Annotated in this window: 25 protein-coding genes and 1 riboswitch; of the genes, 14 read left to right on the top strand and 11 right to left on the bottom strand. The window is 55.3% G+C overall.

The window, feature by feature from the left end:
• Window positions 1-78 precede the first annotated feature (78 nt).
• The gene (locus tag RX717_RS08085) at window positions 79-267 is read left to right on the top strand and encodes a hypothetical protein (RefSeq protein WP_107630470.1); all 189 of its coding nucleotides are present in this window, start codon (window positions 79-81) and stop codon (window positions 265-267) included.
• Window positions 268-431: 164 nt separating this feature from the next.
• Window positions 432-1,553, top strand: a complete 1,122-nt coding sequence (locus tag RX717_RS08080) for a helix-turn-helix domain-containing protein (protein ID WP_054325917.1) — start codon at window positions 432-434, stop codon at window positions 1,551-1,553.
• Window positions 1,554-1,590: 37 nt separating this feature from the next.
• On the opposite strand, the gene RX717_RS08075 is transcribed toward RX717_RS08080, so the two are convergent.
• Window positions 1,591-2,142: a cysteine hydrolase family protein gene (locus tag RX717_RS08075; RefSeq protein WP_107630471.1), complete on the bottom strand. Its 552-nt coding sequence runs from the start codon at window positions 2,140-2,142 to the stop codon at window positions 1,591-1,593.
• Between the two features lie 138 nt (window positions 2,143-2,280).
• Between RX717_RS08075 and RX717_RS08070 the strand changes: the two genes are divergently transcribed.
• From RX717_RS08070 to pyrB, 5 genes are all read left to right on the top strand, one after another.
• Entirely contained in the window at window positions 2,281-2,985 is a 705-nt protein-coding gene (locus RX717_RS08070) for an N-acetylmuramoyl-L-alanine amidase (protein WP_159068016.1), read from the top strand.
• Between the two features lie 10 nt (window positions 2,986-2,995).
• Window positions 2,996-4,351, top strand: coding sequence for a DNA repair protein RadA (gene radA, locus RX717_RS08065; RefSeq protein ID WP_107630473.1), 1,356 nt, complete (start codon window positions 2,996-2,998; stop codon window positions 4,349-4,351).
• 89 nt (window positions 4,352-4,440) lie between these two features.
• A complete protein-coding gene (locus RX717_RS08060; protein ID WP_107630474.1) occupies window positions 4,441-5,397 on the top strand; it encodes an efflux RND transporter periplasmic adaptor subunit in 957 nt (318 codons plus the stop codon).
• Entirely contained in the window at window positions 5,394-6,569 is a 1,176-nt protein-coding gene (locus RX717_RS08055) for an ABC transporter permease (RefSeq protein ID WP_107630475.1), read from the top strand. Before RX717_RS08060 ends, RX717_RS08055 begins: the two co-directional genes overlap by 4 nt.
• A gap of 69 nt (window positions 6,570-6,638) precedes the next feature.
• Window positions 6,639-7,700 carry an aspartate carbamoyltransferase gene (gene pyrB, locus RX717_RS08050; protein WP_054325923.1) on the top strand — a complete coding sequence of 354 codons (1,062 nt, stop codon included), beginning with the start codon at window positions 6,639-6,641 and terminating at the stop codon, window positions 7,698-7,700.
• 37 nt (window positions 7,701-7,737) lie between these two features.
• Here pyrB and thiD read toward each other — a convergent pair whose 3' ends face one another.
• Window positions 7,738-8,523 carry a bifunctional hydroxymethylpyrimidine kinase/phosphomethylpyrimidine kinase gene (thiD, locus tag RX717_RS08045; protein WP_054325924.1) on the bottom strand — a complete coding sequence of 262 codons (786 nt, stop codon included), beginning with the start codon at window positions 8,521-8,523 and terminating at the stop codon, window positions 7,738-7,740.
• Window positions 8,520-9,425: a radical SAM protein gene (locus RX717_RS08040; RefSeq protein ID WP_054325925.1), complete on the bottom strand. Its 906-nt coding sequence runs from the start codon at window positions 9,423-9,425 to the stop codon at window positions 8,520-8,522. Before RX717_RS08040 ends, thiD begins: the two co-directional genes overlap by 4 nt.
• 104 nt (window positions 9,426-9,529) lie before the next feature.
• On the opposite strand from RX717_RS08040, the gene metF reads away from it, so the two are divergent.
• The 3 genes from metF to RX717_RS08025 are packed head-to-tail and all read left to right on the top strand — an operon-like array spanning window position 9,530 to window position 13,404.
• Entirely contained in the window at window positions 9,530-10,390 is an 861-nt protein-coding gene (gene metF / locus RX717_RS08035) for a methylenetetrahydrofolate reductase [NAD(P)H] (protein ID WP_054325926.1), read from the top strand.
• On the top strand, window positions 10,387-11,031 hold the full coding sequence (locus RX717_RS08030; RefSeq protein ID WP_107630476.1) for a vitamin B12 dependent-methionine synthase activation domain-containing protein: 645 nt from the start codon (window positions 10,387-10,389) through the stop codon (window positions 11,029-11,031). Before metF ends, RX717_RS08030 begins: the two co-directional genes overlap by 4 nt.
• 6 nt (window positions 11,032-11,037) lie before the next feature.
• Entirely contained in the window at window positions 11,038-13,404 is a 2,367-nt protein-coding gene (locus RX717_RS08025; protein WP_107630477.1) for a homocysteine S-methyltransferase family protein, read from the top strand.
• 232 nt (window positions 13,405-13,636) lie between these two features.
• Here RX717_RS08025 and RX717_RS08020 read toward each other — a convergent pair whose 3' ends face one another.
• Both RX717_RS08020 and RX717_RS08015 read right to left on the bottom strand, forming a co-directional pair.
• Window positions 13,637-14,635: a helix-turn-helix transcriptional regulator gene (locus tag RX717_RS08020; RefSeq protein WP_107630478.1), complete on the bottom strand. Its 999-nt coding sequence runs from the start codon at window positions 14,633-14,635 to the stop codon at window positions 13,637-13,639.
• Complete coding sequence (locus RX717_RS08015) at window positions 14,628-15,152, bottom strand: O-acetyl-ADP-ribose deacetylase (protein ID WP_054325929.1); 525 nt, start codon at window positions 15,150-15,152, stop codon at window positions 14,628-14,630. Before RX717_RS08015 ends, RX717_RS08020 begins: the two co-directional genes overlap by 8 nt.
• 129 nt (window positions 15,153-15,281) lie before the next feature.
• On the opposite strand from RX717_RS08015, the gene RX717_RS08010 reads away from it, so the two are divergent.
• Entirely contained in the window at window positions 15,282-15,425 is a 144-nt protein-coding gene (locus RX717_RS08010; protein ID WP_316960189.1) for a hypothetical protein, read from the top strand.
• Entirely contained in the window at window positions 15,419-16,330 is a 912-nt protein-coding gene (locus RX717_RS08005) for a tyrosine-type recombinase/integrase (RefSeq protein ID WP_316960188.1), read from the top strand. The genes RX717_RS08010 and RX717_RS08005 overlap by 7 nt, the downstream gene beginning before the upstream one ends.
• A 538-nt stretch (window positions 16,331-16,868) precedes the next feature.
• Here RX717_RS08005 and RX717_RS08000 read toward each other — a convergent pair.
• The 6 genes from RX717_RS08000 to asd all read right to left on the bottom strand — a co-directional run bounded on the left by RX717_RS08000 (window position 16,869) and on the right by asd (window position 23,223).
• The gene (locus tag RX717_RS08000) at window positions 16,869-17,831 is read right to left on the bottom strand and encodes a transketolase family protein (RefSeq protein WP_054325930.1); all 963 of its coding nucleotides are present in this window, start codon (window positions 17,829-17,831) and stop codon (window positions 16,869-16,871) included.
• Window positions 17,832-17,835: 4 nt separating this feature from the next.
• Window positions 17,836-18,678: a transketolase gene (locus RX717_RS07995; protein ID WP_107630481.1), complete on the bottom strand. Its 843-nt coding sequence runs from the start codon at window positions 18,676-18,678 to the stop codon at window positions 17,836-17,838.
• Between the two features lie 27 nt (window positions 18,679-18,705).
• Window positions 18,706-19,830 (bottom strand): iron-containing alcohol dehydrogenase, encoded by a 1,125-nt coding sequence (locus RX717_RS07990; RefSeq protein ID WP_107630482.1) that lies wholly within the window; start codon window positions 19,828-19,830, stop codon window positions 18,706-18,708.
• Window positions 19,831-20,429: 599 nt separating this feature from the next.
• Window positions 20,430-21,206, bottom strand: coding sequence for a 4-hydroxy-tetrahydrodipicolinate reductase (gene dapB, locus RX717_RS07985; protein WP_054325932.1), 777 nt, complete (start codon window positions 21,204-21,206; stop codon window positions 20,430-20,432).
• A 20-nt stretch (window positions 21,207-21,226) separates the two neighbouring features.
• Window positions 21,227-22,123, bottom strand: coding sequence for a 4-hydroxy-tetrahydrodipicolinate synthase (gene dapA / locus RX717_RS07980; RefSeq protein WP_107630483.1), 897 nt, complete (start codon window positions 22,121-22,123; stop codon window positions 21,227-21,229).
• 17 nt (window positions 22,124-22,140) lie between these two features.
• The gene (asd, locus tag RX717_RS07975; RefSeq protein WP_107630484.1) at window positions 22,141-23,223 is read right to left on the bottom strand and encodes an aspartate-semialdehyde dehydrogenase; all 1,083 of its coding nucleotides are present in this window, start codon (window positions 23,221-23,223) and stop codon (window positions 22,141-22,143) included.
• Between the two features lie 132 nt (window positions 23,224-23,355).
• Window positions 23,356-23,538, bottom strand: a riboswitch (Lysine riboswitch).
• An 89-nt stretch (window positions 23,539-23,627) separates the two neighbouring features.
• On the opposite strand from asd, the gene RX717_RS07970 reads away from it, so the two are divergent.
• Together RX717_RS07970 and queA are read left to right on the top strand one after the other, a co-directional pair.
• The gene (locus tag RX717_RS07970; protein WP_107630485.1) at window positions 23,628-25,289 is read left to right on the top strand and encodes a SpoIID/LytB domain-containing protein; all 1,662 of its coding nucleotides are present in this window, start codon (window positions 23,628-23,630) and stop codon (window positions 25,287-25,289) included.
• A gap of 66 nt (window positions 25,290-25,355) precedes the next feature.
• Window positions 25,356-26,381: a tRNA preQ1(34) S-adenosylmethionine ribosyltransferase-isomerase QueA gene (queA, locus tag RX717_RS07965; RefSeq protein WP_107632107.1), complete on the top strand. Its 1,026-nt coding sequence runs from the start codon at window positions 25,356-25,358 to the stop codon at window positions 26,379-26,381.
• Window positions 26,382-26,400 lie beyond the last annotated feature (19 nt).

Below are 26,400 nucleotides of genomic sequence, written 5' to 3'. Positions count from 1 at the left end.
TGTCAATCTCGTTGACAATCGGTTGGACGCACGCTATAATTAAACCAGAGTTTGACGACAAGAAAGGGAGAATTACAAATGAAGAAGCTTTGGTGCCTGTTCCGCCGCCGCTTTGCAACGGGGACGGAAAAGCTTTGTGTAGCGTTTTCCGAAACAGAGGGCCGCGTCCGTGCCTGTCCTTACGCGACAGAGGAAGAAGCGAAAGAAAAGTGCGCGGAATATGCTTTCAACAACCGCTCCGAAGGGGAAAATGAGGGCATAGAATAAACCGGTTTACATAAGGCTGAAAAAAGCTCCGGAAGAGACGTCTTTCGGGGCTTTATTTGTCCCTTTCGCGCATGTCAACCGTTGGTTGACAAAAAGAAACGACCGGTTGGTGGCATTTTCAGAGGAAAAGCGGTAGCCTGAAATAAAGAAAAGGCGGTGATCAAATGACTACGGGTGAAAAAATAGCAGCCCTGCGCCGGAAGGCAGGCATGAGCCAGGAGGCGCTGGCGGACCAACTGGGGATATCGCGCCAGGCGGTATCCAAATGGGAAGCGGATCAGGCAGTGCCGGGTATGGATAATCTGGTGGAGCTGGGGCGGATATTTGGCGTGCCGGTCGATGCGATTCTGCGTCCGGACAGCAGACTGCCGGAAAGTGAATCCGCAGAACCGGAAAACGCAGCATCCCCAGGCGTCCCTCTGAAGCGGCCGGTGCTGACAGGGAAAATCAGGTGGTTTGCCATCGCGGCTGTGCTGCTTGCTCTGGCAGGGGCTTTGTGCAATCTTGTGTCCCTCATATGGATTGGACGCCTGCAGGAGCGCGTGGAGGCGCTGCAGGCGCAGGTCAATGCCATACCGGAACGGACGGATACCGTTTATATCCCGCAGTCCGGCGCGCAGGAGGAAAGCGCGCTGGCAGATTTCGATGTATCCTATGATTTGCAGTATGACCCGAACGCACAGACAGCGGAGATGCTGCATGTGTCAATTTATGCCCGGCCGAAAGAACTGCATCCGGAAAATGAAACCGCGAAGTTCTCCATCCAAAGCGGTTCATCAAGCTGGACCTGCAGTGCGCTGTTGGGCCAGGACAACGCTTATTCCGGCGATACGGAAATCCCCATGCGGGATGCGTTTTCGGTTTATCTGGTGCTAACAGATGAAGAAAGCGGCATGGTCCGTAATATTTTGGTGGATCATTTGACAGGCGTGGAGGACGCATATACGCTGCAATTCAGTTCGAGATGGCAAACCGGAGGTATTGCATCCGATTGGGGCGGGACACATGTGTCGGGGTATTTGGAAATTCAAGTGTATTCCCTTGCTCCGTCCATGCGTGTTGCACCTCAGAGCGCGGCGCTCGTTCTGCGCAAAGGGGATGAGGAACTCGAACGCATGGGCGTAATGGTTAACGCAACGGAGGAGGAGTTAGCGCTCCATATGCTACATGAAATCTACCTGTATGCGAAGCCGGACTGGACGGTCAGGGAACCGTTGGAGACGCTGACGGTAGAACTGGAAATTGTGGACGACTACGGCCGTATCACTGTATGGGAGATCGATTAAAGGGAAAAAAGAGGGACCGCCTAAACGGTCCCTCTTTTCAGCGGTTGATTACGGTCATTTGCAGCCCCTGCATCACATCGAGCGCCTTTTCATGCAGGACAGGGTCAAAGCTGCGGCACAGGGAAGCGTCCACGATAATCTGGGCTTCCGGCCATTGCGCCTGCAGGAGCGCGGCATTGGAAATGACGCACATGTTCGTCACAACACCTACGACCATGATCTCCTTCAAATCGGGAAGCTCACTTCCCAGCTTGGTAAGCTCTGACGGCGGCATGCCAAAGGTGTGCTTGCAGATGTTGTGAATTTGATGATTGGCACAGGTCTCACAGCATAACTCCTGCGTTTTCCCGTAAAGGCGCCAGCCCTGTTCTTTTGGATTGCAGTGGGGAATGGGCAGCGCGCGTCCTTCCCGCGTCTCCAAATACAGGTCGTCATGGGTGTCATAGGTGAATAAGACGTGATCCCCCTGCGCCAGATAAGCCTGGGCCTGGTGGGCGATCCCACCATCGATCGCGGCGGCCCCGTCAAAGCCGAGCGAGCCGGTCACAAAGTCATTTTGATAATCGATCACTGCAAGAAGCTTGTTCATAACCCATATCCCTCCATTTTTATAATTTTATCATAGCATGATTTTGTGCCGGCAACAACGATTTTATTGCACCGTGCTATGAAGTGGATTATAATAAAAGCACGTCGCGCATATGTTTGGAGCACGGAGGTGCGCGCGATGCAGATCAAGATGGGAAAAAGAATGGTGCTTTGCGTAATGGTTGGATTGCTGGCCGGCCTGACCGCAGTTCACAGCAGCGGTATTGTGCAGACAATAGCGGAAAGCCGCGCCTCCCGCACACTGGTGATCGATGCGGGACACGGCGGTTTTGACGGCGGTGCGGTTGGGTCGAACGGCACCGCCGAACAGGACATCAATTTAAGCATTGCGCAACGGCTGTATGGCTTGGCCGGTTTTTTCGGTGTGCAGGCAGTGATGACACGGCCGGATACGAACGCCTTGGATTACGACCCCTCCCGACCGGTGAGGGAAAATAAAATTTCGGATATCAAGGCGCGGGAGCAGATCGTGCAGCAGGCGGCAAATCCGATCTTTCTCAGCATCCATCTGAACAAGTTCAGCGACCCGCAATACCATGGGGCGCAGGTGTTTTATTCCGCCAACCATGCGGGCGGCCGCGTTCTGGCGGAATATCTGCAGAATAGCCTGATTTATGGCTGCGATCCGGAAAACCGGCGTCAGGCCAAGCAGGCGGAAAGCTCGATCTATTTGATGAAAAAACTCACCTGTCCGGCGGTGATCGTCGAATGCGGGTTTTTATCCAATGCGGAAGAGGAAATGAAGCTGAACGATCCGGACTACCATAAAAAACTTGCCGCCTGCATATTGCGCGGATACCTACAATATGCAAATGGCGACTGACGGAGGAATTATGAAGCAAAAATCGGTTTATTTGTGCAGCGATTGTGGCTATGAAAGCCCGAAATGGTTCGGGAAATGCCCTTCGTGCGGCGCCTGGAACACAATGAGCGAGTTCAAAATACAGCCGGAATCAGCGGCCCGCGGGACCAACAGCTTCCCGCGCGGCGCATCGCGGCCGGTGCCGCTCAGCGAGATTGAAAGCGGGGATGAGGCGCGGTTCCATTCCGGTATCGGGGAACTCGACCGCGTTTTGGGCGGCGGCGCGGTACATGGCTCCTTTGTTTTGGTCGGCGGCGAACCGGGGATCGGCAAATCCACGCTCTTGCTGCAGATGTGCCAGGAGATGTGCCGGAACGCCAAGGTGTTGTATGTATCGGGTGAGGAATCCCTTCGGCAGATCAAGCTGCGCGCGGCGCGACTACAGATTTCCTCGCCGGAGCTATACATTCTGTCCGAAACGGATATGGAGCAGATCATCCAGGAAACTGAGCAGATGGAACCGGATATCCTGATCGTGGACTCGATCCAGACCGTTTATAAACGGGATCTGACCGCCGCGCCGGGTGGTACAACGCAGATCAAGGAATGTGCGATGAGCCTGATGCAGTACGCCAAAAATAAAAATGTGACTATTTTTATCGTCGGCCATGTCAACAAAGAGGGAACACTGGCGGGGCCCAAAATTTTAGAGCATATGGTGGACTGCGTGCTGTATTTTGAGGGAGAAACGACAGGGCCGTTTCGCTGTCTGCGCGCGGCAAAGAACCGTTACGGCTCCACCAACGAAATCGGTGTATTTGAGATGAGCGACCATGGCCTGCTGGAGGTTAACAATCCTTCGGCGGCCATGCTGGCCGGACACCCACAGGGTGCCTCCGGTAACTGTATCGCCTGTGTGATGGAGGGCAGCCGTCCTCTGCTTGCCGAGGTGCAGGCGCTCGCGGCAAAAACACAGTTCGGCGTGCCGCGGCGCACGGCGGCTGGGGTGGACTATAACCGGATGGTTCTGCTGCTGGCGATTCTAGAAAAGCGCTGCGGCTTTTTCCTTTCGTCCTCGGATGTATATGTCAATGTGGTCGGCGGCATGCGCCTGGACGAGCCTGCGGTTGACCTGCCCATGGTTCTGGCGATTGCGTCCAGCTTTCGGGACAAGCCCCTGCCGGAAGGGGTAATGGGCTTTGGGGAGATCGGGCTTACCGGCGAGCTGCGCGCGGTGTCGGGCGCGGCGCAGCGGATCAACGAAGCGTACCGGCTTGGCTTCCATACCTGCATCATGCCGATGCAGGACATCGACGAGACGTTGACGAAAAAAATGAATATCGTGCGGGTGCGCACGGCCGCCGATGCGATTCGCGCGGTATTATAAAACTGCAAATTACTACAAAAAATACGAGAGTAAATCCGACCTTTTTGCCGCAGACTATCAGTAGTCTGCGGCGGGAGGTCGGTTATTTTATGGAAAAACAAGCGCGTATTGTTTTAGCTATGACTGCGGTGGTGCTATCGGTAATGCTGGGGGTGGCCTGCTTTTTCCGCGCGCCGAAGCCGGCAGCCGTACAGACGGCGGTCGCTTCCGCACAGGATATTTACAACAGCATCACCGTACAGGGTATTGTGGAAGCGGCCGACAGTGTTGCGGTATGTCCCTATGAAAACGCGGTGATAACAGCGGTATACGCTGCGGTAGGTGATTCCGTAGAGGCTGGAGACATCCTTTGTTCGCTTGTGCCGAGGGAAGGCAAGGAGCTGGAGGCATCAAGCCTCCAGAGCGTTTGGAAATCTTTTTCCGAATCATCCGATCAGACGGTGGCCGCGGAGGAGCGGGATGCGATACGGGCGCCTGTTTCAGGGACGGTTCTTACGCTTCCGATGGAGAATGAACAGGTGTGGTCGGAGGTACCCTGCGTGCAGATCGCGGACCTGAACAATATGCAGGTTCGGGTGCGCACCCCCGAGGTCTATGCAGGCAATCTGCAGCGCGGCCAGATGGCGAACATTACAGCGTCCGCTGCCGGGGAACGGGTGTACAGCGCATCGGTCGCTTCAATATCACCGGTTGCGGTCCGCACGGTTAGCTTGACAGGAGAGAGCGGGGAGGCCACGGTGGAAGCGGTGCTGCCGTTGCGGGGAAGCACCGAAGGACTGCGGCCCGGCTACTCCGTTACGGCTAAAATATTTACCGACTATCATCCACAGGCGGTTGCCGTACCCTATGAAGCGGTATGCCAACGCGGCAAACAGGAATATGTATTCTGTGTGCAGGATGGCAGGGCAGTGCAAAAAGCGGTCACGACAGGTTATCTGTTGGAGGAAGTCACGGAGATCACCGAGGGGCTAACGGCCGGAGAGCTTGTGATCCTCTCGCCGTCGGACGACCTGACGGACGGTACACCGGTCGAGGTGGCGGCATGAGGCTTGTCGATTTATTTCGGCTGGCCCTTGGAAATCTGCGGGAAAACCCCTTGCGCACCGGACTATGCGCCTTATCGGTTGCGGTTGGCACCGGCGCCTTGCTCCTGATCGCCTCGATCGGGCTGTTTGGCAAAACGCAGGTAGATGTGACGCTACAGACGCTTGGCGTGAGCGGGCTGACCGTTTATCTGGACAACCACGGTTCCGGCAATCCGCTGTCCGCCGAGCTGGCCGATCAGATGGGACAGGCGGTGGAGGAGATTGAGCAGGTAATGCCGATCAAGGCCAAAACAGGAACGATCCGCGCGGGATATGTGAGCGAGAACGCTGTGTTTCTCGGCGCGGATGAGCGCCTCGGGGATGTGATGCGGCTGGAGGTGCTTTTCGGCAGCTTGTTTACGGAGCGTCAGGCCGCGTCCGGCCAGCCGGTGGCAGTCGTTGGGGACGATCTGGCGCAGGCGCTTTATGGGCGCGCCAACATTGTAGGGCGCACCGTGCGAGTCCGTTTGGACGGAGCGGAGCAATATTTTACGGTCTGCGGCGTTGTTCGGGCACAGACAAGCGCGCTGGGCGGCGCGCTTTCCTCCTTTGCGCCGCACCTGATCTACATTCCTTATGCGTATCTGGCATCACGACAGGAGAATGCGGATCAAGTGTTTGTCCAATGCGCTGCGGAAGCGGACCTGTCCCATGTCAGTAGCCGGATATCCGGCTACCTGACCGATCGGGGAAAGGTGGACGGGACCGTGCGGGTACAAAATATGTCGGGCATGGTGGACGCGGTGGAGCAAATGGCCAACCTGTGCATCCTGCTGTTCCTTGTTGTGGGTGGGATCACATTATGTGTGGCATTGATCGGCGTATTATGCAGCATGCTGGCCGCGACGCACGAAAAAACAGGGGAGATCGGTGTGTTTTTGGCGCTGGGGGCGCAGCCGCGTGATATCCGGCGTCTGTTTTTGCTGCAATCCGCTCTGCTGTGCGCTTTTGGCGGCGTCTGCGGCTGGGGATCGGTTTGCCTGCTGCTGTTGTTCGGTGGTACTGTTTTACTGCCGGGCTGGATGCTGTCTGCGGCGATCCTGCTCCTTTCCCTCGTCTGCGGAGCGGTGGCAGGCCTGCTGCCAGCCATTCGGGCGGCACGGCTCGACCCGATCGACGCAATCCTGAAATAGGCCTTTCCTTTCAAATCCCCCTGTGTTAAAATGGATAGGGAAAACAGACATGAGGAAAGGTTGAAAACCATGCGCCATATCATTGATCTCAGCGATTTAACAGAAAAAGAGTTCGCTGATCTGTATAAACTGACAACAAATATAATCGATCGTCCGGAAGGCTATACGGATGCCTGCCGCGGCAAGGTGCTGGGCAGCCTGTTTTACGAACCGTCGACACGGACAAACCTGTCGTTTTCAACAGCGATGATGCGGTTGGGCGGCAGTGTGGTTGGCTTTTCCGATCCTGGCTCCTCCTCCACGGCAAAGGGGGAGACGCTGAAAGACACGATCAGCATGGTATCCAGCTATGCGGACCTGATTGTCATGCGCAACCCGCGCGAAGGTGCGGCGAAAGCGGCTTCGATGTACTCTTCGGTTCCCGTGATCAATGCCGGCGACGGGGGACATCTGCATCCCACACAGACTTTGACCGACATGGTGACGATCCTGCGTCTGCGCGGCTCGGCGGATGATATGAAAATCGGCCTGTGCGGGGACCTGAAATATGGGCGCACGGTCCATTCGCTGCTGCATTTTCTGGAGCGCTACCATAATGTGCAGGTTTATCTGATTGCACCGGAAGCGCTTAAGCTGCCCGACTATATGATTCGCTTCCTGAACGATCACAGCATGCCGTATTGCGAAGTGAACAGTATTGACGAAGTCCTGCCGGAACTCGACGTGCTTTATATGACCCGTATCCAGCGCGAGCGCTTTGTGACTGCGCAGGAATATAAAAACCTGGAAGGCAGCTACCAATTGACTGCGGAAAAAATGAAGCGCGCCAAAAAGGACATGCTGGTGCTCCACCCGCTGCCACGTGTGGACGAGATCGCGCAGGACGTGGACGAGGATCCGCGTGCGGTTTATTTTCGTCAGGCGAGGTTTGGGATGTTCGGCCGTATGGCGTTGTTGCTGACGCTTTCCAAATTGCCATTCATCCGTGCAGGACATCAGGAGATCGGCGCGCACGGCGTCCGTTGCTCCAACCACAAATGTATCACCAAGACCGAACCATACCTTCCGCTGGAAGGTACACCCGGCAGCCGTTGTCCCTATTGCGACGCGCCGTTGGAGATGCTGCTGTAAAATCAAAAGCCCTGACCCGAACGGGTCAGGGCTTATTCTATTTGTCCCAATCCACCTTGTGCTGCAGTGGACCGGAGCCATGCCCCAGCGCCAGGCCATAGCGGATACAGGCGGTCAGATAGCGTTTGGCGCGTTTAACGCTGTCGGCCAGGGGGATTCCCTGCGCCAGCCCGCAGGCAATTGCGGAGGAGAGCGTGCAGCCGGTGCCGTGGGTATTGGGATTATCGATGCGGGGCGCAGACAGCCAGTGGAGCTGGCCGTCCGCAAACAGAAGGTCGTCGGCACAGTCCCGCAGATGCCCGCCCTTGACCATCACAGAGCCTTGGGTCAAGGGGGCGATCGCCTGCGCGGCCTGTTCCATGTCCGCACGGCTGCGGATGGTATGGCCGCATATCGCGGCCGCTTCCTGCAGATTGGGAGTAACGAGCGCGCACAGGGGGAACAACTCGTCCAAAAGCGTTTTGGCGGCGTCAGGGCGCAGTAGCGCGCTTCCGCTGGAAGAAAGCATCACAGGGTCGAGCACGATGTTTTCAGCATGGTAGGCGCGCAGCCGCTCCGCCACCGTGCGGATGATATTGGTATCATACAACATACCCAGCTTTACGGAGTCCGGACGGATATCCTCAAAAACGCAGTCGATCTGTTTGGCGACAAGCGCTGCGGAAACAGGCTGCATATCAAAAACGCCTGTTGTATTCTGTGCGATCACGACCGTGATAACGGCCATACCATACAGGCCGTACGCCTCGATTGTTTTCAAATCGGTCTGGATACCGGCGCCGCCGGTGGGATCGGTGCCGGCGATGGCGAGTACGGTTTTCATTTTTCTTCCTCCAATCCACTTCCGTCAAACGCAGGAATAAAGCTCTCTCCAACTGCTTGCTCCTGCTGAAAAAAGCCGCTCAGCCCGAGCGAGCGGAACAGCGTGCAGGCATCCTCATACTCTTGGTCCGTGACCGTGCGGTTCAGTTCGGGCCAACACTCCATGTCAAACGGCGTATACTGCCGCATCAGGCTCACCAGTACAGTATCGCTGAATCGGACCGCGATATCACGAAGCACCTGGGCGGTATCGCCGGCAAGCCCCGGCAGCATCAAATGCCGGATAATTGTTCCGCGAAGGAGCAGACCGTTGGCATCATACTGGGGCGGCCCGCTCTGCCGTACCATTTCCGCAATCGCGTCAACAGCGGTTTCACGGTAGTCCTCTGCATGGGAATAGCGCGCAGCATAATAGCTGCTGTAATATTTATAATCCGGCAAGTAAATATCGATCCATCCGTCGAGCAGGGCGAGCGTATCCTCGCTTTCATAGCCGCTGGAATTGTAAACAATAGGGATATTCAGCCCAAGCAGCCTGGCCTGTGCCAGCGCCTCGATGACCTGTGGCGCATAGTGCGCGCCGGTGACCAGGTTGATGTTGTGCGCGCCTTTGTTCTGAAGCGAAAGAAAGGTTTTTGCCAGCTCGGCTATAGAAACGGTCGTGCCGCTCGCCGCGCGGCGGCTGATCTGGCGGTTTTGGCAGAACACACAGCCCAGGGAACAATGGGTAAAAAATACCGTGCCGGAGCCGTGCGTGCCGGAGATCGGCGGTTCCTCCCACAGGTGCAGCGAAGCGCGGGAGGCCTCCACCTGCGCGCCGGCGCCGCACAGGCCGCGTGTGCGTGTCCGGTCGGCACCGCAGGCGCGCGGGCATAATGTACAGTGTTTGAGCAGACCTGTCAAATTTACCCCTCCAATGAAGTATATTATAGCGTATTTTGGTCTGGAAATAAAGACGGGATTTATGCTATACTAAATGAAAAGCAAAACTGTAGGAGATAACCGACATGAAAATATCTGACATCTTAAAGCAGGACAAGGTGACGCTGTCCTTTGAAGTGTTTCCTCCAAAGAACGGCAGCAGCTATGAATCGGTTGCGCAGGCCACGCAGGAGATCGCGGCACTGCGGCCGGACTTTATGAGTGTGACCTATGGCGCGGGCGGCGGTACGAGCGAGCATACAGTACATATCGCATCTGATTTGCATAAAAAATACGGCGTTACCGTATTGACGCATCTGACCTGCGTATCCTCGACGAAAGCGCATGTATCCTCTATGCTGGAAGCGTTCAAGGCGCATGGCCTTGAAAATGTGCTTGCGCTGCGCGGCGATATTCCGGCAGGCGGCGCCCCTGCAAACGATTACCGTTTCGCGGCCGAACTGGTGTGCGATATCAAGGAGCAGGGAGATTTTTGCGTGGGCGGCGCGTGCTATCCGGAAGGGCATGTCGAGGCGTCCAACAAAACCGAGGATATTCTCCGACTCAAGGAAAAGGTGGAGGCGGGCTGCGAATTTTTGACGACCCAGATGTTTTTTGATAACAATATCCTGTATAATTTCCTGTACCGGATCCGCGAAAAGGGGATCACCGTACCGGTGGTCGCGGGCATCATGCCGGTAACGAATGTAAAACAGATCAAGCGTATCACCGCAATGTCTGGTACTTATCTGCCCGAACGCTTTAAGGCGATCGTCGACCGCTTTGGCGACAATCCAGCGGCGATGAAGCAGGCGGGTGTGATTTATGCCACCGAACAAATCATTGACCTGATCGCCAATGGAGTAAACCATATCCATGTTTACTCGATGAACAAGCCAGAGATCGCTGCGGAGATCCAGGCAAGCCTGTCGGAGATCCTCAAGTGATTACGTTCGACCGCAGCGAAGCGCTTCGATATTTGGGCTACCGCGGAACCGAACCGGATGCGGCGGTGGAGGAAAGCCTTGTCCGCTGCGCGGAGGGATTGCAGGACGTCATCCAGCCCCAATCCGTATTCCGGCGGTTCCCGCTGCGCCATCCGGCTGAGAATATGCTGGATGTGGCGGGCGTTGCAATTCACAGCAATCACTTGGCGCGCAACCTGAAAGACTGCACGGACGTTTACCTGATGGCGGCAACGCTGGGGATAGGGGCGGACCGGCTGATTGCCCGTGCATCTGCCGTGCGCATGAGCGACGCGGTGATTTATCAAGCTGTCGCCGCCGCGATGATTGAGGCTTATTGCGAGGAAGTGAACGATATGCTGCGTCGGAAAGCCGGCAACTACGGCCTGTACTGCCGGCCGCGCTTCAGCCCCGGGTACGGCGATTTTGACATCGGTCACCAGCGGGATTTGAGCCGTCTGCTGGATACGCCGCGAAAGATCGGGCTGACGGTAACCGAAAGCTGCCTGCTAGCGCCGATCAAATCGGTGACCGCGGTGATCGGGCTGTCCGCCACGCCGCAGCCCTGCCACCGAAAGGGCTGCGAGGAATGCGGAAAAACAGACTGCGCTTTTAGGAGATAAGGAATAATGGAACTGAAAGAACGCTTAGGGAAAGAATGGTTGTTTTTTGACGGCGGCACAGGCACGATCCTCCAGGAACGCGGCCTTGCGGCAGGGGAACTACCGGAAACCTGGAACCTGACGCATCCGGAAGAAATCATATCGCTGCATTGCGGCTATTTCGAGGCGGGCAGCGATATCGTCAACACCAATACCTTCGGTGCGAATGCTCTTAAATATCCGCATAACCTGCGTCGGATTGTGCAGGCGGCAGTAGCGCATGCCAAAGAAGCAAGGCGGCGCACCGGACGGGAGGACGCCTATATCGCGCTTGATATCGGACCAACCGGCCGGCTACTGCAGCCGATGGGCGACCTGCCGTTCGAGCGCGCAGTTGAATTGTTTGGGGAAGTCGTGCGTATCGGCGCTGCCGCCGGCGCCGATCTTGTTTTGATTGAAACAATGAGCGACAGCTATGAGGCCAAGGCCGCCGTGCTTGCGGCAAAGGAAAACTGTCGGCTGCCAGTGCTTGCAACAATGATTTTTGACGAGAAAGGCAAGCTGCTCACCGGCGGTACGGTGGATTCCACAGCGGCCATGCTGGAGGGCCTGGGAGTGGATGCGCTCGGCGTTAACTGCGGGCTTGGACCAAAGCAAATGCAGCCGATTATAAAGCGGCTGACCGAGGTCAGTTCACTTCCCATTATTGTCAACCCCAATGCAGGCCTGCCGCGCAGCGAAAACGGCAGGACTGTATTTGACATCAACGCGGATGAATTCGCCCGCCTGATGGGGGAAATCGCAGAGATGGGGGTACACCTGCTCGGCGGTTGCTGCGGCACCACGCCGGAGCATATCCGAAAAATGATCGCCGCCTGCAGGACAAAAAGCTTTGCCCCCGCGGTCAGGAAGCACCGCACAGTCGTTTCCTCCTTCTCCCAGGCGGTCGAGATTGGCGGTAAACCGGTCATTATCGGGGAGCGGATCAACCCGACCGGAAAAAGCAAATTCAAGGCAGCGCTGCGGGAAAATAACATTGAATATATCCTTTCTGAAGGGATGGCGCAGGAGGACAGCGGCGCGCATATTCTGGATGTCAACGTCGGCCTGCCGGAGATCGACGAGCCGGCTATGATGGCACAGGTGGTGACCCGACTGCAGAGCGTAATCGCGCTGCCGCTGCAGATCGATACCTCAAGCGTTGAGGCGATGGAGCGCGGCATGCGGCTGTATAACGGCAAGCCAATGATTAATTCGGTCAGCGGAAAACGGGAGAGCATGGAGGCAGTGTTTCCGCTGGTGAAAAAATACGGCGGCGTGGTGGTCGGTCTTGCGCTCGATGAAAACGGCATTCCCTATACCGCAGAAGGGCGCGTGCAGATAGCCAAAAAGATATATGAGACAGCCGCGTTCTACGGGATTGCAAAGGAAGACATTGTGATCGACGGTCTGGCGATGACGATTTCCTCTGACAGCGGCTCAGCGCTTGTTACATTGGAAACGCTGCGCCGGATTCGCGACGAACTGGGTGGGCATACGATACTTGGTGTGTCCAATATCTCGTTCGGACTGCCGCAGCGGGAAATTATCAATGCTAATTTCTTTACCATGGCGCTGCAGAACGGGTTATCTTGCGCGATCATCAATCCAAACGCCGAATCGATGATGTGTTCCTACCGGTCTTTCCTTGCCTTGAGCGGGCAGGATGAACAGTGCGCGGGCTTTATCGCAGCGTATGGAAATCAGCAGGCGGCCTTGCCGGCTTCAGCAGGGGCGGTCATGGCGCTGGACGAGAGTGTGGAACGCGGCCTTCGTGAGCGCGCTGCGGAAGCGGCGCGGGACCTGCTGCGGACCGTGCCGCCGTTGGAGTTGGTGAACAACGAGCTGATTCCGGCGCTTGACCGCGTGGGAAAGGGCTTTGAAAAGGGGACGGTATTCCTCCCGCAGCTCCTGATGAGTGCGGAGGCGGCAAAAGCCGCGTTCGAGGTCGTCAAGGACGCGATGCGCGGCGCACCGCAGGAAGTGAAAGGCAGAATCATCCTGGCGACCGTAAAAGGGGATATCCATGATATTGGGAAAAATATCGTCAAGGTACTCCTCGAAAACTACGGTTATCAGGTCATCGACCTTGGAAAAGATGTGCCGCCGGAAACGATTGCCGACACAGCGGTCAGGGAAAACGTGCCGCTGGTGGGCTTGAGCGCGTTGATGACCACCACGGTCGTCAGTATGGAGCAAACAATCCAGCTGCTGCGCGAACGCAAGCCCGACGCAAGGATCGTGGTTGGCGGCGCGGTGCTGACACAGGAATATGCGGATTCCATCGGCGCGGACTGCTATGCGCGTGACGCAATGGCGACCGTGCATTACGCCGACCATATTTTTGAAAGCTGATAAACAGGGCTGCGGAAATATTCCGCAGCCCTGTTTTCGGGTATATTGTAGTTAAGCGGCTCCTGCCAGCTCTTCCAGCGCTTCCTGCTTGGTATCGGCGGAAAACAGAAACGCGCCGGTATCGTCGTATACCTCGATGTGTCCGTTTACATATTCGATCGAGTAGCTCATATTCGGTTCTCCTTTCTTTGTTGTACTTATTGTACCAAGAAAAGAGTCCGATAATCAGGACTTACTCAAGCATGGCTTGTAATTGGTGTTGAAAAGCGGCGCGTACCTCCTCGGGCTCGACGATCTGTACCGCACCGCCCAGGCCAAACACCCAAGAAAAAAACTGCGGACTGACCGCAACATCCACACGGATGAAAAAATGCGCTTCATCCGCTTTTTGTACCATCAGTTCTGCGCCGAAACGGTCGCGGAGCACGCCGATAAACCGGTTTTCACATCGCAGGCGCACCGTTTTTTCCTCGCCGGAAAACATGCCGAACACTTTGCGCGAATAGGCGGCGATGTTGAAGCGGTCCTGAAACAGACGACGCCCTTCGCGCAGCTTGTCAGTCAAAGAAATATGCTCCATTTTATCCACGCGATAGTGGCGGATGGAGTCCGATGGGTGATCGTATGCCACCAGATAATAATTTTCATCATCCCAAGTCAATGCCCATGGGCTGACCTGGTAAAGCGCCCCATCCTTGCGATAGCGCTTGCGGATACGCTGCGTGGAGGAAAAGTCAAGCGCCCACTCAAAATATTGGAACGTAATCTGCACCCCTGCGGAAACTGCGGTGTGCAAGGTGTCAATATTGTAATAGATGCTCTCGTTCATGGTTTTCACACGGTCGGAAACATAGACCTGCCGCTGCAGCGCGCGGGCTTGCGGTTCGCTGGCAAGAGCCTCTATTTTTTTGATCAGCTCATTGGATTTCTTTTCCGTAATAAATCGGGAGCATTGGATCGCGTCCACCAGCAACTTGAGTTCGGGCAGTTCAAAATCACGGGACGCAATATAGTACCCGCCGTTGGGACCGCGTTGGAGCATGACATCCAGACCGAAGTCCTGCAGGGCGGCAATATCGGAGTAGATGCTTTTCCGCTCCGCTTCAATCCCGCAGCGGGAAAGCGCGGAGAGAAGCTCATCCATGCTGAGCTTATGCCCCTCGTCCGTCTTTTGCAACAAGATTTTACAGAGATACAGCAGCTTCAGCTTTTGATTTGGATTTTTAGCCATCTGCCTGTCCCGCTTCTGCCAATGCGTCCTGATAGACGGCAAGCGTCGCGCGGTCAAAGCAGACCATGGTGACGCGTTCGATCTCCGGATGGGAGGCGAGGAAGTCTCCAATAGCAGCGATTGCGATGCGGGCCGCGCGTTCGACCGGAAAATGATAGACGCCGGTGCTGATGGAGGGAAAGGCAACAGTCTTGCAGCCCAGTCCGGCTGCGGCGGCCAAGGAATTGCGGTAGCAGGAAGCAAGCAGCGCATCCTCTCCGGATTTTCCGCCATTCCAGATCGGCCCCGGGGTATGGATAATATAGCGGCAGGGCAGGCGGTAGGCCTTGGTTGGCTTTGCCTCTCCGGTTTTGCAGCCGCCGAGCGTGCGGCATTCCGCGAGCAGCTCCGGTCCGGCCGCACGGTGGATCGCGCCATCCACACCGCCGCCGCCAAGCAGGGCGGTGTTGGCCGCATTGACGATCGCGTCCGTTTGGCATTTGGTGATATCGCCCTGAACGATTTGCAGGCGTTTCATATGCAATCCTTCTTTCTGTGAGTCTTATTGGACATATTATACGGCGAACCGAACCAAATTGCAAGTTTGACGCAAGGCATGCGAAAGGATATAATAATAACAGAATGACACAGCAGGGAGAGTGGAACAATGGAAAAGCCCATGTCGCAATACGCTGCGGATGCGCCGCGCGTGCTGCGAGATTTTCTCACCTATATTTCGACGATACAGGGAAAATCATCGAAAACCGCGCATGAATACTACCTCGATCTGCGGCTTTTTTTAGGGTGTTAAAGCACAACAAAGGGTTGGTCCCGAAAGACCTGCCGCTGGATCAGATCCCGATCGAGGATATTGATATTGATTTCCTGCGGGATGTTACGCTTTCCGATGCCTATGATTATCTGGAATATATGTCAGGGGAGCGGCCAACGCAGCAAAACAGTACCGCGACGGATTTTGGTCTGAGCGGCACCTCCCGCGCGCGTAAGGTTTCGGCGATTCGCGCGTTTTTCCGATACCTGACGGATAAGCGGCATTTACTGGACAGCAATCCGGTCAGCAATCTGGAATCCCCAACCATTCGGAAAACATTGCCTGTTTATCTGACAACGGATGACAGCGTCCGCCTGCTCGAAGCCGTGCAGGGTGAGTATGCGGAACGGGATTATTGCATCCTGACATTTTTTCTAAACTGCGGGCTGCGCGTTTCAGAACTGGTGGGCCTGAACCTGACGGACTTCCAGGGGGATACAGTGCGTGTGCTGGGTAAAGGAAACAAGGAGCGCACGGTATATCTCAACCAGGCGTGCAAGGCCGCGCTCGAACAATACCTGCCCAAGCGTATCACACCGCACGAAAAGGATAAAAACGCGCTGTTTATCAGCCGCAACCGCAACCGTATCAATGTGCAAACCGTTAAATGGCTGGTTAAAAAGCATTTAGGGCAGGCGGGGCTGGATACACAGAAATACTCGGCGCATAAGCTGCGCCATACGGCGGCGACGCTGATGTACCAAAACGGGGTGGATATCCGTACGTTGCAGAATATCTTAGGCCATACCAGCGTCAATACCACAATGATCTATACGCATATTGAGGACAGCAGCCTGCGGGAAGCGGCGGCAAAAAATCCGCTTGCCTCGGTAAAGCCAAGCCGAAAGCAGGAAACAGACAAGGAAGAGGGAAGCACCGGATAGTGCTTCCCCTTTTATTCTTATTGGAGTGCGCCATAGCCGGCGTTTCGAACACAGCGCTGGCCGTTTTCGGAGAGCATGAACGAAGCGAGCCGTCGGGCAAGCATATCCGCCGGAGTGTCCTTGCGCAGGACGACATAGGCAGAGGGTAGCTGCCATCCGCGATAGTTTCTTCCGTGGGTGCGATACCGTCCCCAGAAAGCAGCTTGATGTATTGCTCCGTATCCAGAACTGCATTGGAAGCGCAATAGTAGTAAAAAATACGTAGCCGAGTCCATATCCCAGAGGAGCTTCGGTTCCGGCGCTCACGACATCAGTCAGGATGCTTTGCATCGCATAGGAGGTCGTCATGGCGGATGGTTTCGTTGACCTCGTTGCCATGCGCAATGGCGCTCCATCTGGACATGGCTGCCGCTTTCATTGTTGCGGCATAGGCCAAGCAACCTATGTGTACAGAAGACAAGCTACAAACTGGGAAAATGAACCAAAAAAACAGGGAGATATGCGGAAAGCATACCTCCCTGTTGTATAGGCAACGGAATTATTTGCGCTTGATGGTCTCCTTGGCGGCTGCGACGATATCCTCCACCGTCATGCCAAAAATCCCCTTCAAATAATCGATGGAACCGACTTCGCCAAAGCGGTCCTGCACGCCGATGCGCTTCATCGGAACCGGGCAATGCTCGCCAACCACCTCAGCCACAGCAGAACCAAGGCCGTTGATGACATTATGGTTCTCTACTGTCACGATCGCGCCGGTCTTCTGTGCGGCGGCAACAATCGCCTCAACGTCGAGCGGCTTCCAGGTGAACATATTCAGAACCTTGGCGGAAATGCCTTCCTTTGCCAGGATCTCGGCAGCCTTGATGGTATCCGTGGTGCAGTAGCCGGAAGTGATCAGCGTGACATCACTGCCATCTCGCAGCTCGACCGCCTTGCCAATTTCAAAGGTAGAGCCATCCTCGAAAACCTTGTCCACAACCTTACGGGTGATGCGGATATAGAATACGCCGTACATATCCTTAGTCTGACGCATCAAATCGGCCAGCATGACCGAATCGGTAGGCTCAAGCAGAGTGACCTCCGGAATTGTGCGCATCAGGCCCATGTCCTCAATCGGCATATGGGTGCCGCCATTGTAGGAAGCGGTGACGCCGGCGTCCGAACCGATCATGCGCACATTGAGCTTTGCGTAGGCAGCGGAGATGTAAACCTGGTCAATGACACGGCGTGCGGCGAACGGACCGAAAGTATGTGTGAACGGCTTGAGGCCGACCGCAGACGCGCCCGCGGCGACGCCGATCATATTTGCTTCCTGGATGCCGCAGTCAATGCAGCGGTCCGGATACTTTTCTCCGAAACCGACCATGCCAATGGAGTTGATAACGTCGCAGTCAAAGTATACGACGGCATCGTCCTTTGCGGCCATCTCTTCCATGGTGTCCGCAAAGGTCTTTTTCATCTCGACCTCTTCGGGACGAATCTCTTTAACAACTTTGTACATGCGATTAACCCTCACTTTCCAGCTTTGCGATCTTAGCGTCCAGTTCCTTGATGGCAGCCTCGTAATCCTCTTCCGGGAAACGGACGAAATGGTTGTAGAAAGTATCGGCAAAGCAGCAATCCTTGCCCTTGATCGTATTGAGAACGATCATCGAGGGCTTGTCAGCAACCTTTTTTGCTTCCTCGATCGCGGCGACGATAGCGGGGATATCGTGGCCGTCAACCTCCTGGGAATGCCAGCCGAAGTCCTCAAACTTCTGACGGAGGTCGCCCAGATCGCAGATGTCCTTGGTATATCCATCAAGCTGCTTTTTGTTGTAATCAACAAAGCCGATCAAGTGGCCGAGCTTCTTGGTCGCTGCGAACAGCGCCGCCTCCCAAACCTGGCCTTCGTCGCACTCGCCGTCGCCGAGTATGGTATAAACATAGTTCGGCTTTTTCTGATACTGCATGCCCCAGGCAATGCCGACTGCGGCGGATACGCCCTGGCCAAGCGAGCCGGTCGTCATATCAATACCGGGCGTGCGGTTGCGGTCGCAGTGGGAGGGGAGGCGGGTGCCTTCCTTATTCAGCGTATCCAGCTCGTCCTCGGGGAAATAGCCCATCAGTGCCAGCGTGCCGTAAACTGCGGGACCGCAATGGCCTTTGGATACGACCAGCCAGTCGCGCTCTTCCCACTGGGGGTTTTTCGGGTCTACCTTCATGACTTCACCATACAGCGCCGCCATCAGATCGGACATGGACATCGAGCCGCCGACATGGCCGCCGTGGAACGCGTTCATCGCGCGCAGGGCAGCTTTGCGGATCTGAGCGGCGAAGATGTTCATTTCTTTGAGACTTTTTTTCATTTTGCCCTCACTTCGCTTTCTTTGTTATTAATATACCGACTTATAGATCTCAACCATATCTTCAATGGTGAGCGGTACATAGTTGTTATTCAGCAGACGGGTCTGGCCAGCCATGACGCCCTCTGCAAAGCCTTGGAATTCCGCATCCGAAATGCCGAATTCCTTCAGCGGCTTGCGCGGCTGAACCTGGTCGAATAACTGGAACGCTGCCTCCAGCGCCTGATCAGCCGGAACGCCGAGCAGGTCGCCCCACAGCTTCTCGAGATCGTTGATCTTGCCCACCGGCTGCTTTTCCTTGTACTTGCGGAACGTTGCCGCGAAAACAAGCTGGTTGGCTTCGCCGTGCGGGATGTGATAGCCGCCGCCGAGCGGATAGCTCAAAGCATGCACTGCGGCACAGCCCGCCGAGCAGAACGCAAGGCCTGCGAAGTTGGAAGCGTTGATAAACTCCTGCGCACGGTCCGTCCACTTGTCCAGGCCGTTTTTCACGATGTACTGATAGCCTTCGAAGATCAGGCGAATCGCTTCCTTGGAGAACAGCTCGGAAACCGGACTGGCCTTGGGGGAGAGGTAGGACTCAGTCGCATGGATAAGCGCATCGATCGACGAAGTAGCAAAGAACTTATACGGCAGGCCGGAAATCAGCTCCGGAATCAGCACAGATTTTGCGGGGAACATCAGAGGGCTGTTCAGGCCGCGCTTGGTGTGCAGGCTGGACAACTCGACGGCACAGGCGTTCGTCACTTCGGAACCGGTGCCACAGGTAGTCGGGATTGCATATACCTCATAGATGCGGGTGGGCTTCTCTGCGTCCGGACTCAGGTCGAACAGATCCTCGGTCTTGTTGGAGGAAACATGCAGGGAGCACATCTTCGCAATATCGATGACCGAGCCGCCGCCGACCGCGATCAGGCGCTTGACACCAGCCGGAATTGCCTTTTTAATTTCATCAACCATCTCGGTGGTCGGCTCGCCCTTGCCATACGCCTCGATGAAAAGGGAGCCGCAGTTGGGGTTGAGCGGCTTGACATACTGGTTGTACAGGAATTCATTTGTTAAAATAAAATCCTCTGCACCGACATTTTCTCCTTCCATAAATTCCTGAAAGGAATCATGGTAGACGATGTCGGCATACATCTTGAATTCTTTCATGGGGTATCCCTCCTATAAAATTTGCAGTACATGCGTGTGTAAGCGCAAAATCGCTCGCGGGAACGGTGCCGGACGCGGCAAAAAGAAAAGCTGCTCTAATGCGCTCGGTGCAGTGGCAGCCGCTGAAATAACATTTTGTGCTTTACATGGTCACTATACCACATTCCATGGCAAAGTCAATCCTAAAAAATAAAATTTAATGAAATTCGGTATTATGTCCAGAGCGGGGGATTGTAAATTTGACAGTCTGCACAAAAAACAAAGACAAAAAATGACGCATACCAGTCCAATATGGCTTCGGGAACGGTTTTATACGAAATAAACGAAAGAATTTCAAGGAAAATATACAATTCCCACAAAAACAAAACCGGCGGCGAAAAGTTTTGAAAATTCTATTGACATTCCGGTCTGTTGCGTTTATAGTTTGTCACGGTAACCGAACCAAATTAGTACGCGGTCACGGTACCAAATGCGGCAAAATACCGTAATTACTAAAATTTTGCCACAAAAAAACCCTCTTACTTTCTCTCTTAAAAACAGAAAAGCCCAAAGGACAGAATTGTGCCTTTGGGCTTTTCTGTTTTACTTTTGCAGGGAAATTAGGGAAATTCAATATTGCGGGCTGCAATCACATCGTTCATATCGTATATCCCAGGCTTTTGGCAACCGACCATAAAGGCGGCTGCATCAACAGCGCCAACCGCAAAAACCTCGCGGGAGAGGGCGGTATGCTTGATCTCGATGATTTCGTCCCGTCCGCAGAACAAAACGGTATGTTCGCCAACAATCGTACCGCCGCGGATCGCAGATATACCGATTTCATGTGCAGGACGCTTTTCGCGGCGTTGGTGGCGGTCGTACACATAGGTGGCGTTATAGGGAAGCGCTCCTGCCACGGCATCGGCAAGCATCAGAGCCGTGCCGGAGGGCGCGTCAAGCTTCTGGTTATGATGCTTTTCGATGATCTCCACATCATATTGATCGCCTAAAATAGAGGCGGCTTCGCGAAGGAGAGCGGTCATCAGGTTGATACCGATCGACATATTGCCGGAGCGGAACACGGGGATTTTAGCCGCCGCGCTGCGGATCCGGTCGAGTTGCTCTCCGGTATGGCCGGTGGTGCAGATTACAACCGGAAGATGGTGCTTTTCACAATACGCCAGCAGATGTTCCGTGCTGGAAGCATTGGAGAAATCGATGATTACATCACAGTCAAGCGTACACTCAAAGGGGTCGGAAAAAACCGGAAAATCCGCATATTTTGCCGTATTGACATCAAAACCGGCAACAATCTGCATCGTATTACGGCTGGCGACAATATCGGCGATCACACGGCCCATCCGGCCGCTGCAGCCGGAAAGCGCGATTTTTAACATCTTTTCAAAACTCCTTTAATTTATGACTCGATCCGGCAGCCCACAGCCGCAAGCTCGCGCTGGATATAAGCGGTGTGCTCTTCACTAGGCTCGACAAGCGGAAGGCGCAGCGGCCCGGGATTCCAGCCCAACAGCTCCATAGCCTTCTTGACGGGGATCGGGTTGACTTCACAGAACAATGCGTCGATCAGGTTGTGGTACTTGAGCTGCATGGCAGCGGCTTCCGGATAGCGGTTTTCAAAGCACAGCTGCGTCAGGTCATGCGTTTCCTGCGGGGCAACGTTGGAAAGGACTGAGATGACGCCCTTGCCTCCCAGCGCCATCATGGGGACAATTTGGTCGTCGTTACCCGACCAGACGTTAAGGTCACCCCCGCATTTTGCCATGGTTTCGGCAAGAAGCGTGAAATTGCCGGATGCGGCTTTGATGCCGTTAATGTTTGGATGCTTGGAAAGCTCAAGCAGCGTGTCTGCCGTAAAGCATACGCCGGTCCGGCTGGGAACGTTGTAGAGAATGATCGGCAGGTCGCAGCTGTCAGCAATCGCAGTGTAGTGGGCGAGAAGGCCCCGCTGCGTCGTCTTGTTGTAATAAGGGGTAACAGAAAGGCCGCCTTCGGCGCCACACTCCTTGGCAAACCTGGTCAGTTCGACTGCATAATCCGTGTGGTTCGAACCGACGCCGGCAATAACGGGAACCCTGTGGTTGACATACTCGCAGCACCAGGCGAGAACCTCGCGATGCTCCTTGTCGTGCAGGGCGGATGATTCGCCCGTTGTGCCGCAGACAATGATGGCGTCCGTGCCATGCGCGATCTGATAGTCGATGATGCGTCCGAATTCGTCATAATTTACCGCACCATTCGCCTTGAACGGTGTAATGATCGCAACACCGGCACCGGTAAAAACAGGCTTTTTCATAATTGTCATACTCCTCCTTATCGGTCCATATAGCCTTCGGCGCACAATAACTCGGCCATTAATACGGCACCGCCCGCTGCGCCGCGCAGGGTATTATGTGACAGGCTCACAAATTTATAGTCGTACAGGGCGTCCTCGCGCAGCCGGCCGATCGAAACGCCCATGCCGTTCTCCAGGTCGCGGTCGAGCCTGGTCTGGGGCCGGTCGTCCTCTTCGAAATAGGTCAGGAAATGCGCGGGGGCAGAGGGAAGCGCGAGCTCCTGCGCACGGCCCTGATAGCCACGCCAGCGCGCAATCATTTCTTCCTTGGCGGGTTTGTTTTTGAATTTGACGAACGCTGCCGCCATATGACCGTCCGAGCATGCCACGCGCAGGCATTGTGCGGTGATAACAGGGGAGGAGGCAGGCTCGATATGGTCACCTGCGACGCGGCCCCACACCTTCATCGGCTCTTTTTCACTTTTTTCTTCCTCGCCGCCGATGTAGGGGATAACGTTATCAACCATTTCGCGCCAGCTCTCGAAGGTTTTGCCGGCGCCGGAAATTGCCTGATAGGTGCAGACGGCAACCTCGGTCGGCTCAAAATCCAGCAGGGCGGAAAGGGCGGGTACATAGCTCTGAATCGAACAATTGGACTTGACTGCGATAAAGCCGCGCTTTGTCCCCAAGCGCTTGCGCTGCGCCGGAATGATCGCCGCATGCGCCGCGTTGATTTCCGGAATGATCATCGGCACATCGGGCGTCATGCGGTGAGCCGAATTGTTCGAGCAGACCGGACACTCCAGCTTTGCGTATTTTTCCTCCAGCGCACGGATCTCATCCTTTTTCATGTCCACAGCGCAGAAAATAAAATCCACCTTGGCGGCGATCTCCTCCGCGTCTTCCGTTGCGTCGTACATCACCATGTCCTTGAACTTTTCCGGCATCGGCGCGGTCATCTTCCAGCGGCCCGCGCAGGCTTCCTCATAAGTTTTGCCGCGGTTTCGGCCGGACGCCGCAAGCGCGGCGACCTCAAACCAAGGATGGTTTTCCAGCAGCAGGGAAAAACGCTGCCCGACCATGCCGGTCGCACCGACGATGCCAACTTTGTAATGCTTCATTTCCACATTGTCCTCCCCAAAATTACAAATCGTTGGATAATTTCCGCCAACACGGCAATAAAGAAAAAAACCGGTTGAAAAACCGGTATGATCTATACTATAATAGAAAAAGCGGACAATCCGTATTCTTCTAAAAAGGATAGCTCTCCACCGGCATTGCTGCTGATGACAGACGCAGGGATGTTTTCCTCGACGTCCAGCCCGCCCTGCCGTAACAAGGAGAAGGCTTCGGCGGCAGACCCTTTCTCGCCTGATCAAACGGGGTTACGGCCCCTTCCAGACGATACTGATGAAAACCGCGCCTCTATCGTAGTGACGGAATATACATATCGACTTTATTTTAGAATATGGTCTGTTATTTGTCAATAGAAGCCAGAAGAAATTAATAGGAGGACTTTAATGAAATGAACCGTATGAAAAAAATCCTATCCTTGCTGCTTTGCGTCACAGTGGTGACCGCCTGCTTCACCGGCCTGCCCGCGTCAGCGGCCGATACCAATGTAACGCTGCGCGTCGGGCTTACCATCAGTGGGGAAAATGCCTTTGCTGACCCAAAGCTGGAAAATGTATCCGGCGAGGAGGCCGGCTACACGGTCGGCACGATGGACGGCACCACATTTTCCGGCGGCACGGCTTTATCGGATACTCAGCTTACCGTGAAGCTGGTGAACGATGCTTTCCAGGTGTCGAACACGGCGAACGGTAAGGTCCTGTATACCTCGGCGGCGGGCGCGGATCATTTGGCCATCCGTCCGAACAGCGAGCTGACCTGGTTCAGGGGCTATCAGTGGCGCGGGGATTTTGTGTACAGGCGTTCTTCCAGCGGAAACCTGACTGTTATAAATTATGTTGGATTAGAAGATTATGTGAAGGGCGTTCTTCCGTACGAGATCGATCCGGAATGGCCGGAGGAAGCGCAGAAAGCACAGGCGGTATGCGCACGGTCTTTCGCGCTGGGAACGCATAAGCATACAAGCGACGGGTACGACCTTTGCAATACCACAAACTGCCAGGTCTATCTGGGCGCCAATAAAGCGACCGCGGCTTCTGATGCGGCGGTGGACGCCACAAAGGGGGAATACCTGACCTATGAGGGGGAGCCGGTCATCGGGTATTTCTTTTCATCGGATGGCGGCGCGACCGAGGATGCCGCGAACGTCTGGGGTGGTGACTATCCTTACCTGAAAGGCAAGATCGATCCTTACGAGGAATACGACAGCTCGTGGAGCGTGACCCTCACTGCGGCAGAAGTGCAGAAAAAGCTGATAAGCGCCGGATACACGATCGGCACCGTGGCAAATGTGGAAGTCACCAAGCGGACCGCGACGGACAACGTCAATGAAGTGACTGTGACGGATACGGCTGGCAAACAGGTGATCATTGAGAAAGACGAGGTGCGCACAGTATTCGGACTGGACAGCATCCGGTATACGATCACGCCCAATACTTCTGGCGCCGCGGCCGTCCTGCCGCAGCGCGCAAGCTTGAAGATCAGCCCATCCACGCATAAGGTAACCGCGGATGGCAAGCCGGTCGAGCCGCAGGGCTATAATATCAATGACAACAACTACTATAAGCTGCGCGATATCGCCTACATATTGAATGGTACGGACAGCCAGTTCAATGTGGCATGGGACGGCAGGAACAACCGCATCGAGCTGACCAAAGGTGCGGCCTACCAAACGGTCGGCGGTGAAATGGCTGCGCCGGGTACGACTGCGGTCGAAAGCTGTACGCCCTCGGATTCCACGATCCTGCTGAACGGGAAGGAGATTTCCCTGACAGGCTACCGTGTCAATGGGAACAACTATTATAAGGTGCGTGACATAGGGGAGGCGTTAGGCTTCTCGGTGGGCTTTGAAAGCGAAACGGTTCTGATCCGCACTACCGAGGACGCGGAAGAGCAGGCTCCCGTTACGAATGCCGCGAGCTATACGTTTCAGGGCTCCGGCTGGGGCCACAGCGTAGGCATGAGCCAGTGGGGCGCCTATGCGATGGCCAAGCAGGGCTTTGACTATGAAGAAATACTCAAATTCTATTTTACCGGCGTTTCCGTTGCCGGATAAACGCGGAACAGACAGTAAAGGAGGAAAGCAGCATGGGCGCTCCGCGCGGGCGTCCATGCTTTTATGATGAAAAAAAGCGATTTTTATTTTGATCTTCCAGAGCGGTTGATCGCGCAGCATCCGCTGGAACAGCGTGACGCGTCCCGTCTGTTGGTACTGGATCGGACGGACGGGTCGGTCTCGCACCGGCATTTTCGCGACCTGCTGGCCTATGTCGAGCCGGGGGACTGTATGGTGTTCAATAATTCCCGCGTGATTCCGGCGCGGCTGATGGGGCATGCGGTCGGGCATACGACACCGATCGAGGTACTACTGCTAACGGATAAGGGGGAAGGGCTGTGGGAGTGCCTGACGCGGCCGGGGCGTAAGACACGCACCGGCGTGGAGCTGACCTTTGGGGATGGTATGCTCACCGCCACGGTTGAGGCCGTTCAACCAGACGGGAACCGCCTGATCCGATTCCACCATGAAGGGATTTTCCTGGAAATACTGGATCAGCTCGGCACGATGCCGCTGCCGCCGTATATCAAGGAACAGCTGGATGATCCGGAGCGGTATCAAACGGTTTATTCCAAAACGCCCGGCTCGGCCGCTGCGCCCACGGCAGGCCTCCATTTTACGCCGGAACTGCTGGAGGCGTTGCGGAAAAAGGGGGTAAAGCTTGCCTTTGTCACGCTGCATGTTGGCTTGGGGACGTTCCGGCCTGTCAAGGAGGAGGAGATCACCGACCATGTGATGCACGCCGAATATTATATCATGGATGCGGAAACCGCTGGCCTGATCAACGGTACGCGGGCTGCGGGCGGTAAGATCTGGGCCGTCGGCACGACCGCCTGCCGGACACTGGAAACAATCGCGGATGAAAGCGGGCAGGTACGGCCCCAGTCGGGCTGGACGGATATTTTTATTTACCCGGGCTACCAGTTCAAGGCGGTCGATCACCTTGTGACAAACTTCCATTTGCCGGAGAGCACGCTGATGATGCTGATTTCCGCGTTCGCCACGCGGGAGATGGTGATGAATGCATACCGGCAGGCGATTGGCGAGGAATATCGATTTTTCTCGTTTGGCGATTCCATGCTTCTCTATTAAAATGGGTAAAGGAAAAGAA

Origin of the sequence: Intestinibacillus sp. NTUH-41-i26, from assembly GCF_032769475.1 — a bacterium.
Lineage (GTDB): Bacteria > Bacillota > Clostridia > Oscillospirales > Butyricicoccaceae > Agathobaculum > Agathobaculum ammoniilyticum.
Note: the sequence above shows the minus strand (reverse complement) of the source record. Positions and strands in the feature narration are given on the sequence as shown.

Excerpts from the sequence above, each read along its gene's own strand:
- RX717_RS08015 (WP_054325929.1), bottom strand. The coding sequence starts at position 15,152 with ATGAAACGCCTGCAAATCGTTCAGGGCGATATCACCAAATGCCAAACG.
- asd (WP_107630484.1), bottom strand. The coding sequence starts at position 23,223 with ATGAAGCATTACAAAGTTGGCATCGTCGGTGCGACCGGCATGGTCGGG.
- RX717_RS08010 (WP_316960189.1), top strand. The coding sequence starts at position 15,282 with ATGGAAAAGCCCATGTCGCAATACGCTGCGGATGCGCCGCGCGTGCTG.
- RX717_RS08055 (WP_107630475.1), top strand. The coding sequence starts at position 5,394 with ATGAGGCTTGTCGATTTATTTCGGCTGGCCCTTGGAAATCTGCGGGAA.
- RX717_RS08080 (WP_054325917.1), top strand. The coding sequence starts at position 432 with ATGACTACGGGTGAAAAAATAGCAGCCCTGCGCCGGAAGGCAGGCATG.
- pyrB (WP_054325923.1), top strand. The coding sequence starts at position 6,639 with ATGCGCCATATCATTGATCTCAGCGATTTAACAGAAAAAGAGTTCGCT.
- dapA (WP_107630483.1), bottom strand. The coding sequence starts at position 22,123 with ATGAAAAAGCCTGTTTTTACCGGTGCCGGTGTTGCGATCATTACACCG.
- RX717_RS07970 (WP_107630485.1), top strand. The coding sequence starts at position 23,628 with ATGAACCGTATGAAAAAAATCCTATCCTTGCTGCTTTGCGTCACAGTG.
- RX717_RS08085 (WP_107630470.1), top strand. The coding sequence starts at position 79 with ATGAAGAAGCTTTGGTGCCTGTTCCGCCGCCGCTTTGCAACGGGGACG.
- RX717_RS08070 (WP_159068016.1), top strand. The coding sequence starts at position 2,281 with ATGCAGATCAAGATGGGAAAAAGAATGGTGCTTTGCGTAATGGTTGGA.
- RX717_RS08075 (WP_107630471.1), bottom strand. The coding sequence starts at position 2,142 with ATGAACAAGCTTCTTGCAGTGATCGATTATCAAAATGACTTTGTGACC.
- radA (WP_107630473.1), top strand. The coding sequence starts at position 2,996 with ATGAAGCAAAAATCGGTTTATTTGTGCAGCGATTGTGGCTATGAAAGC.
- RX717_RS08025 (WP_107630477.1), top strand. The coding sequence starts at position 11,038 with ATGGAACTGAAAGAACGCTTAGGGAAAGAATGGTTGTTTTTTGACGGC.
- RX717_RS07995 (WP_107630481.1), bottom strand. The coding sequence starts at position 18,678 with ATGAAAAAAAGTCTCAAAGAAATGAACATCTTCGCCGCTCAGATCCGC.
- RX717_RS07990 (WP_107630482.1), bottom strand. The coding sequence starts at position 19,830 with ATGAAAGAATTCAAGATGTATGCCGACATCGTCTACCATGATTCCTTT.
- RX717_RS08020 (WP_107630478.1), bottom strand. The coding sequence starts at position 14,635 with ATGGCTAAAAATCCAAATCAAAAGCTGAAGCTGCTGTATCTCTGTAAA.
- metF (WP_054325926.1), top strand. The coding sequence starts at position 9,530 with ATGAAAATATCTGACATCTTAAAGCAGGACAAGGTGACGCTGTCCTTT.
- RX717_RS08000 (WP_054325930.1), bottom strand. The coding sequence starts at position 17,831 with ATGTACAAAGTTGTTAAAGAGATTCGTCCCGAAGAGGTCGAGATGAAA.
- queA (WP_107632107.1), top strand. The coding sequence starts at position 25,356 with ATGAAAAAAAGCGATTTTTATTTTGATCTTCCAGAGCGGTTGATCGCG.
- RX717_RS08060 (WP_107630474.1), top strand. The coding sequence starts at position 4,441 with ATGGAAAAACAAGCGCGTATTGTTTTAGCTATGACTGCGGTGGTGCTA.
- dapB (WP_054325932.1), bottom strand. The coding sequence starts at position 21,206 with ATGTTAAAAATCGCGCTTTCCGGCTGCAGCGGCCGGATGGGCCGTGTG.
- thiD (WP_054325924.1), bottom strand. The coding sequence starts at position 8,523 with ATGAAAACCGTACTCGCCATCGCCGGCACCGATCCCACCGGCGGCGCC.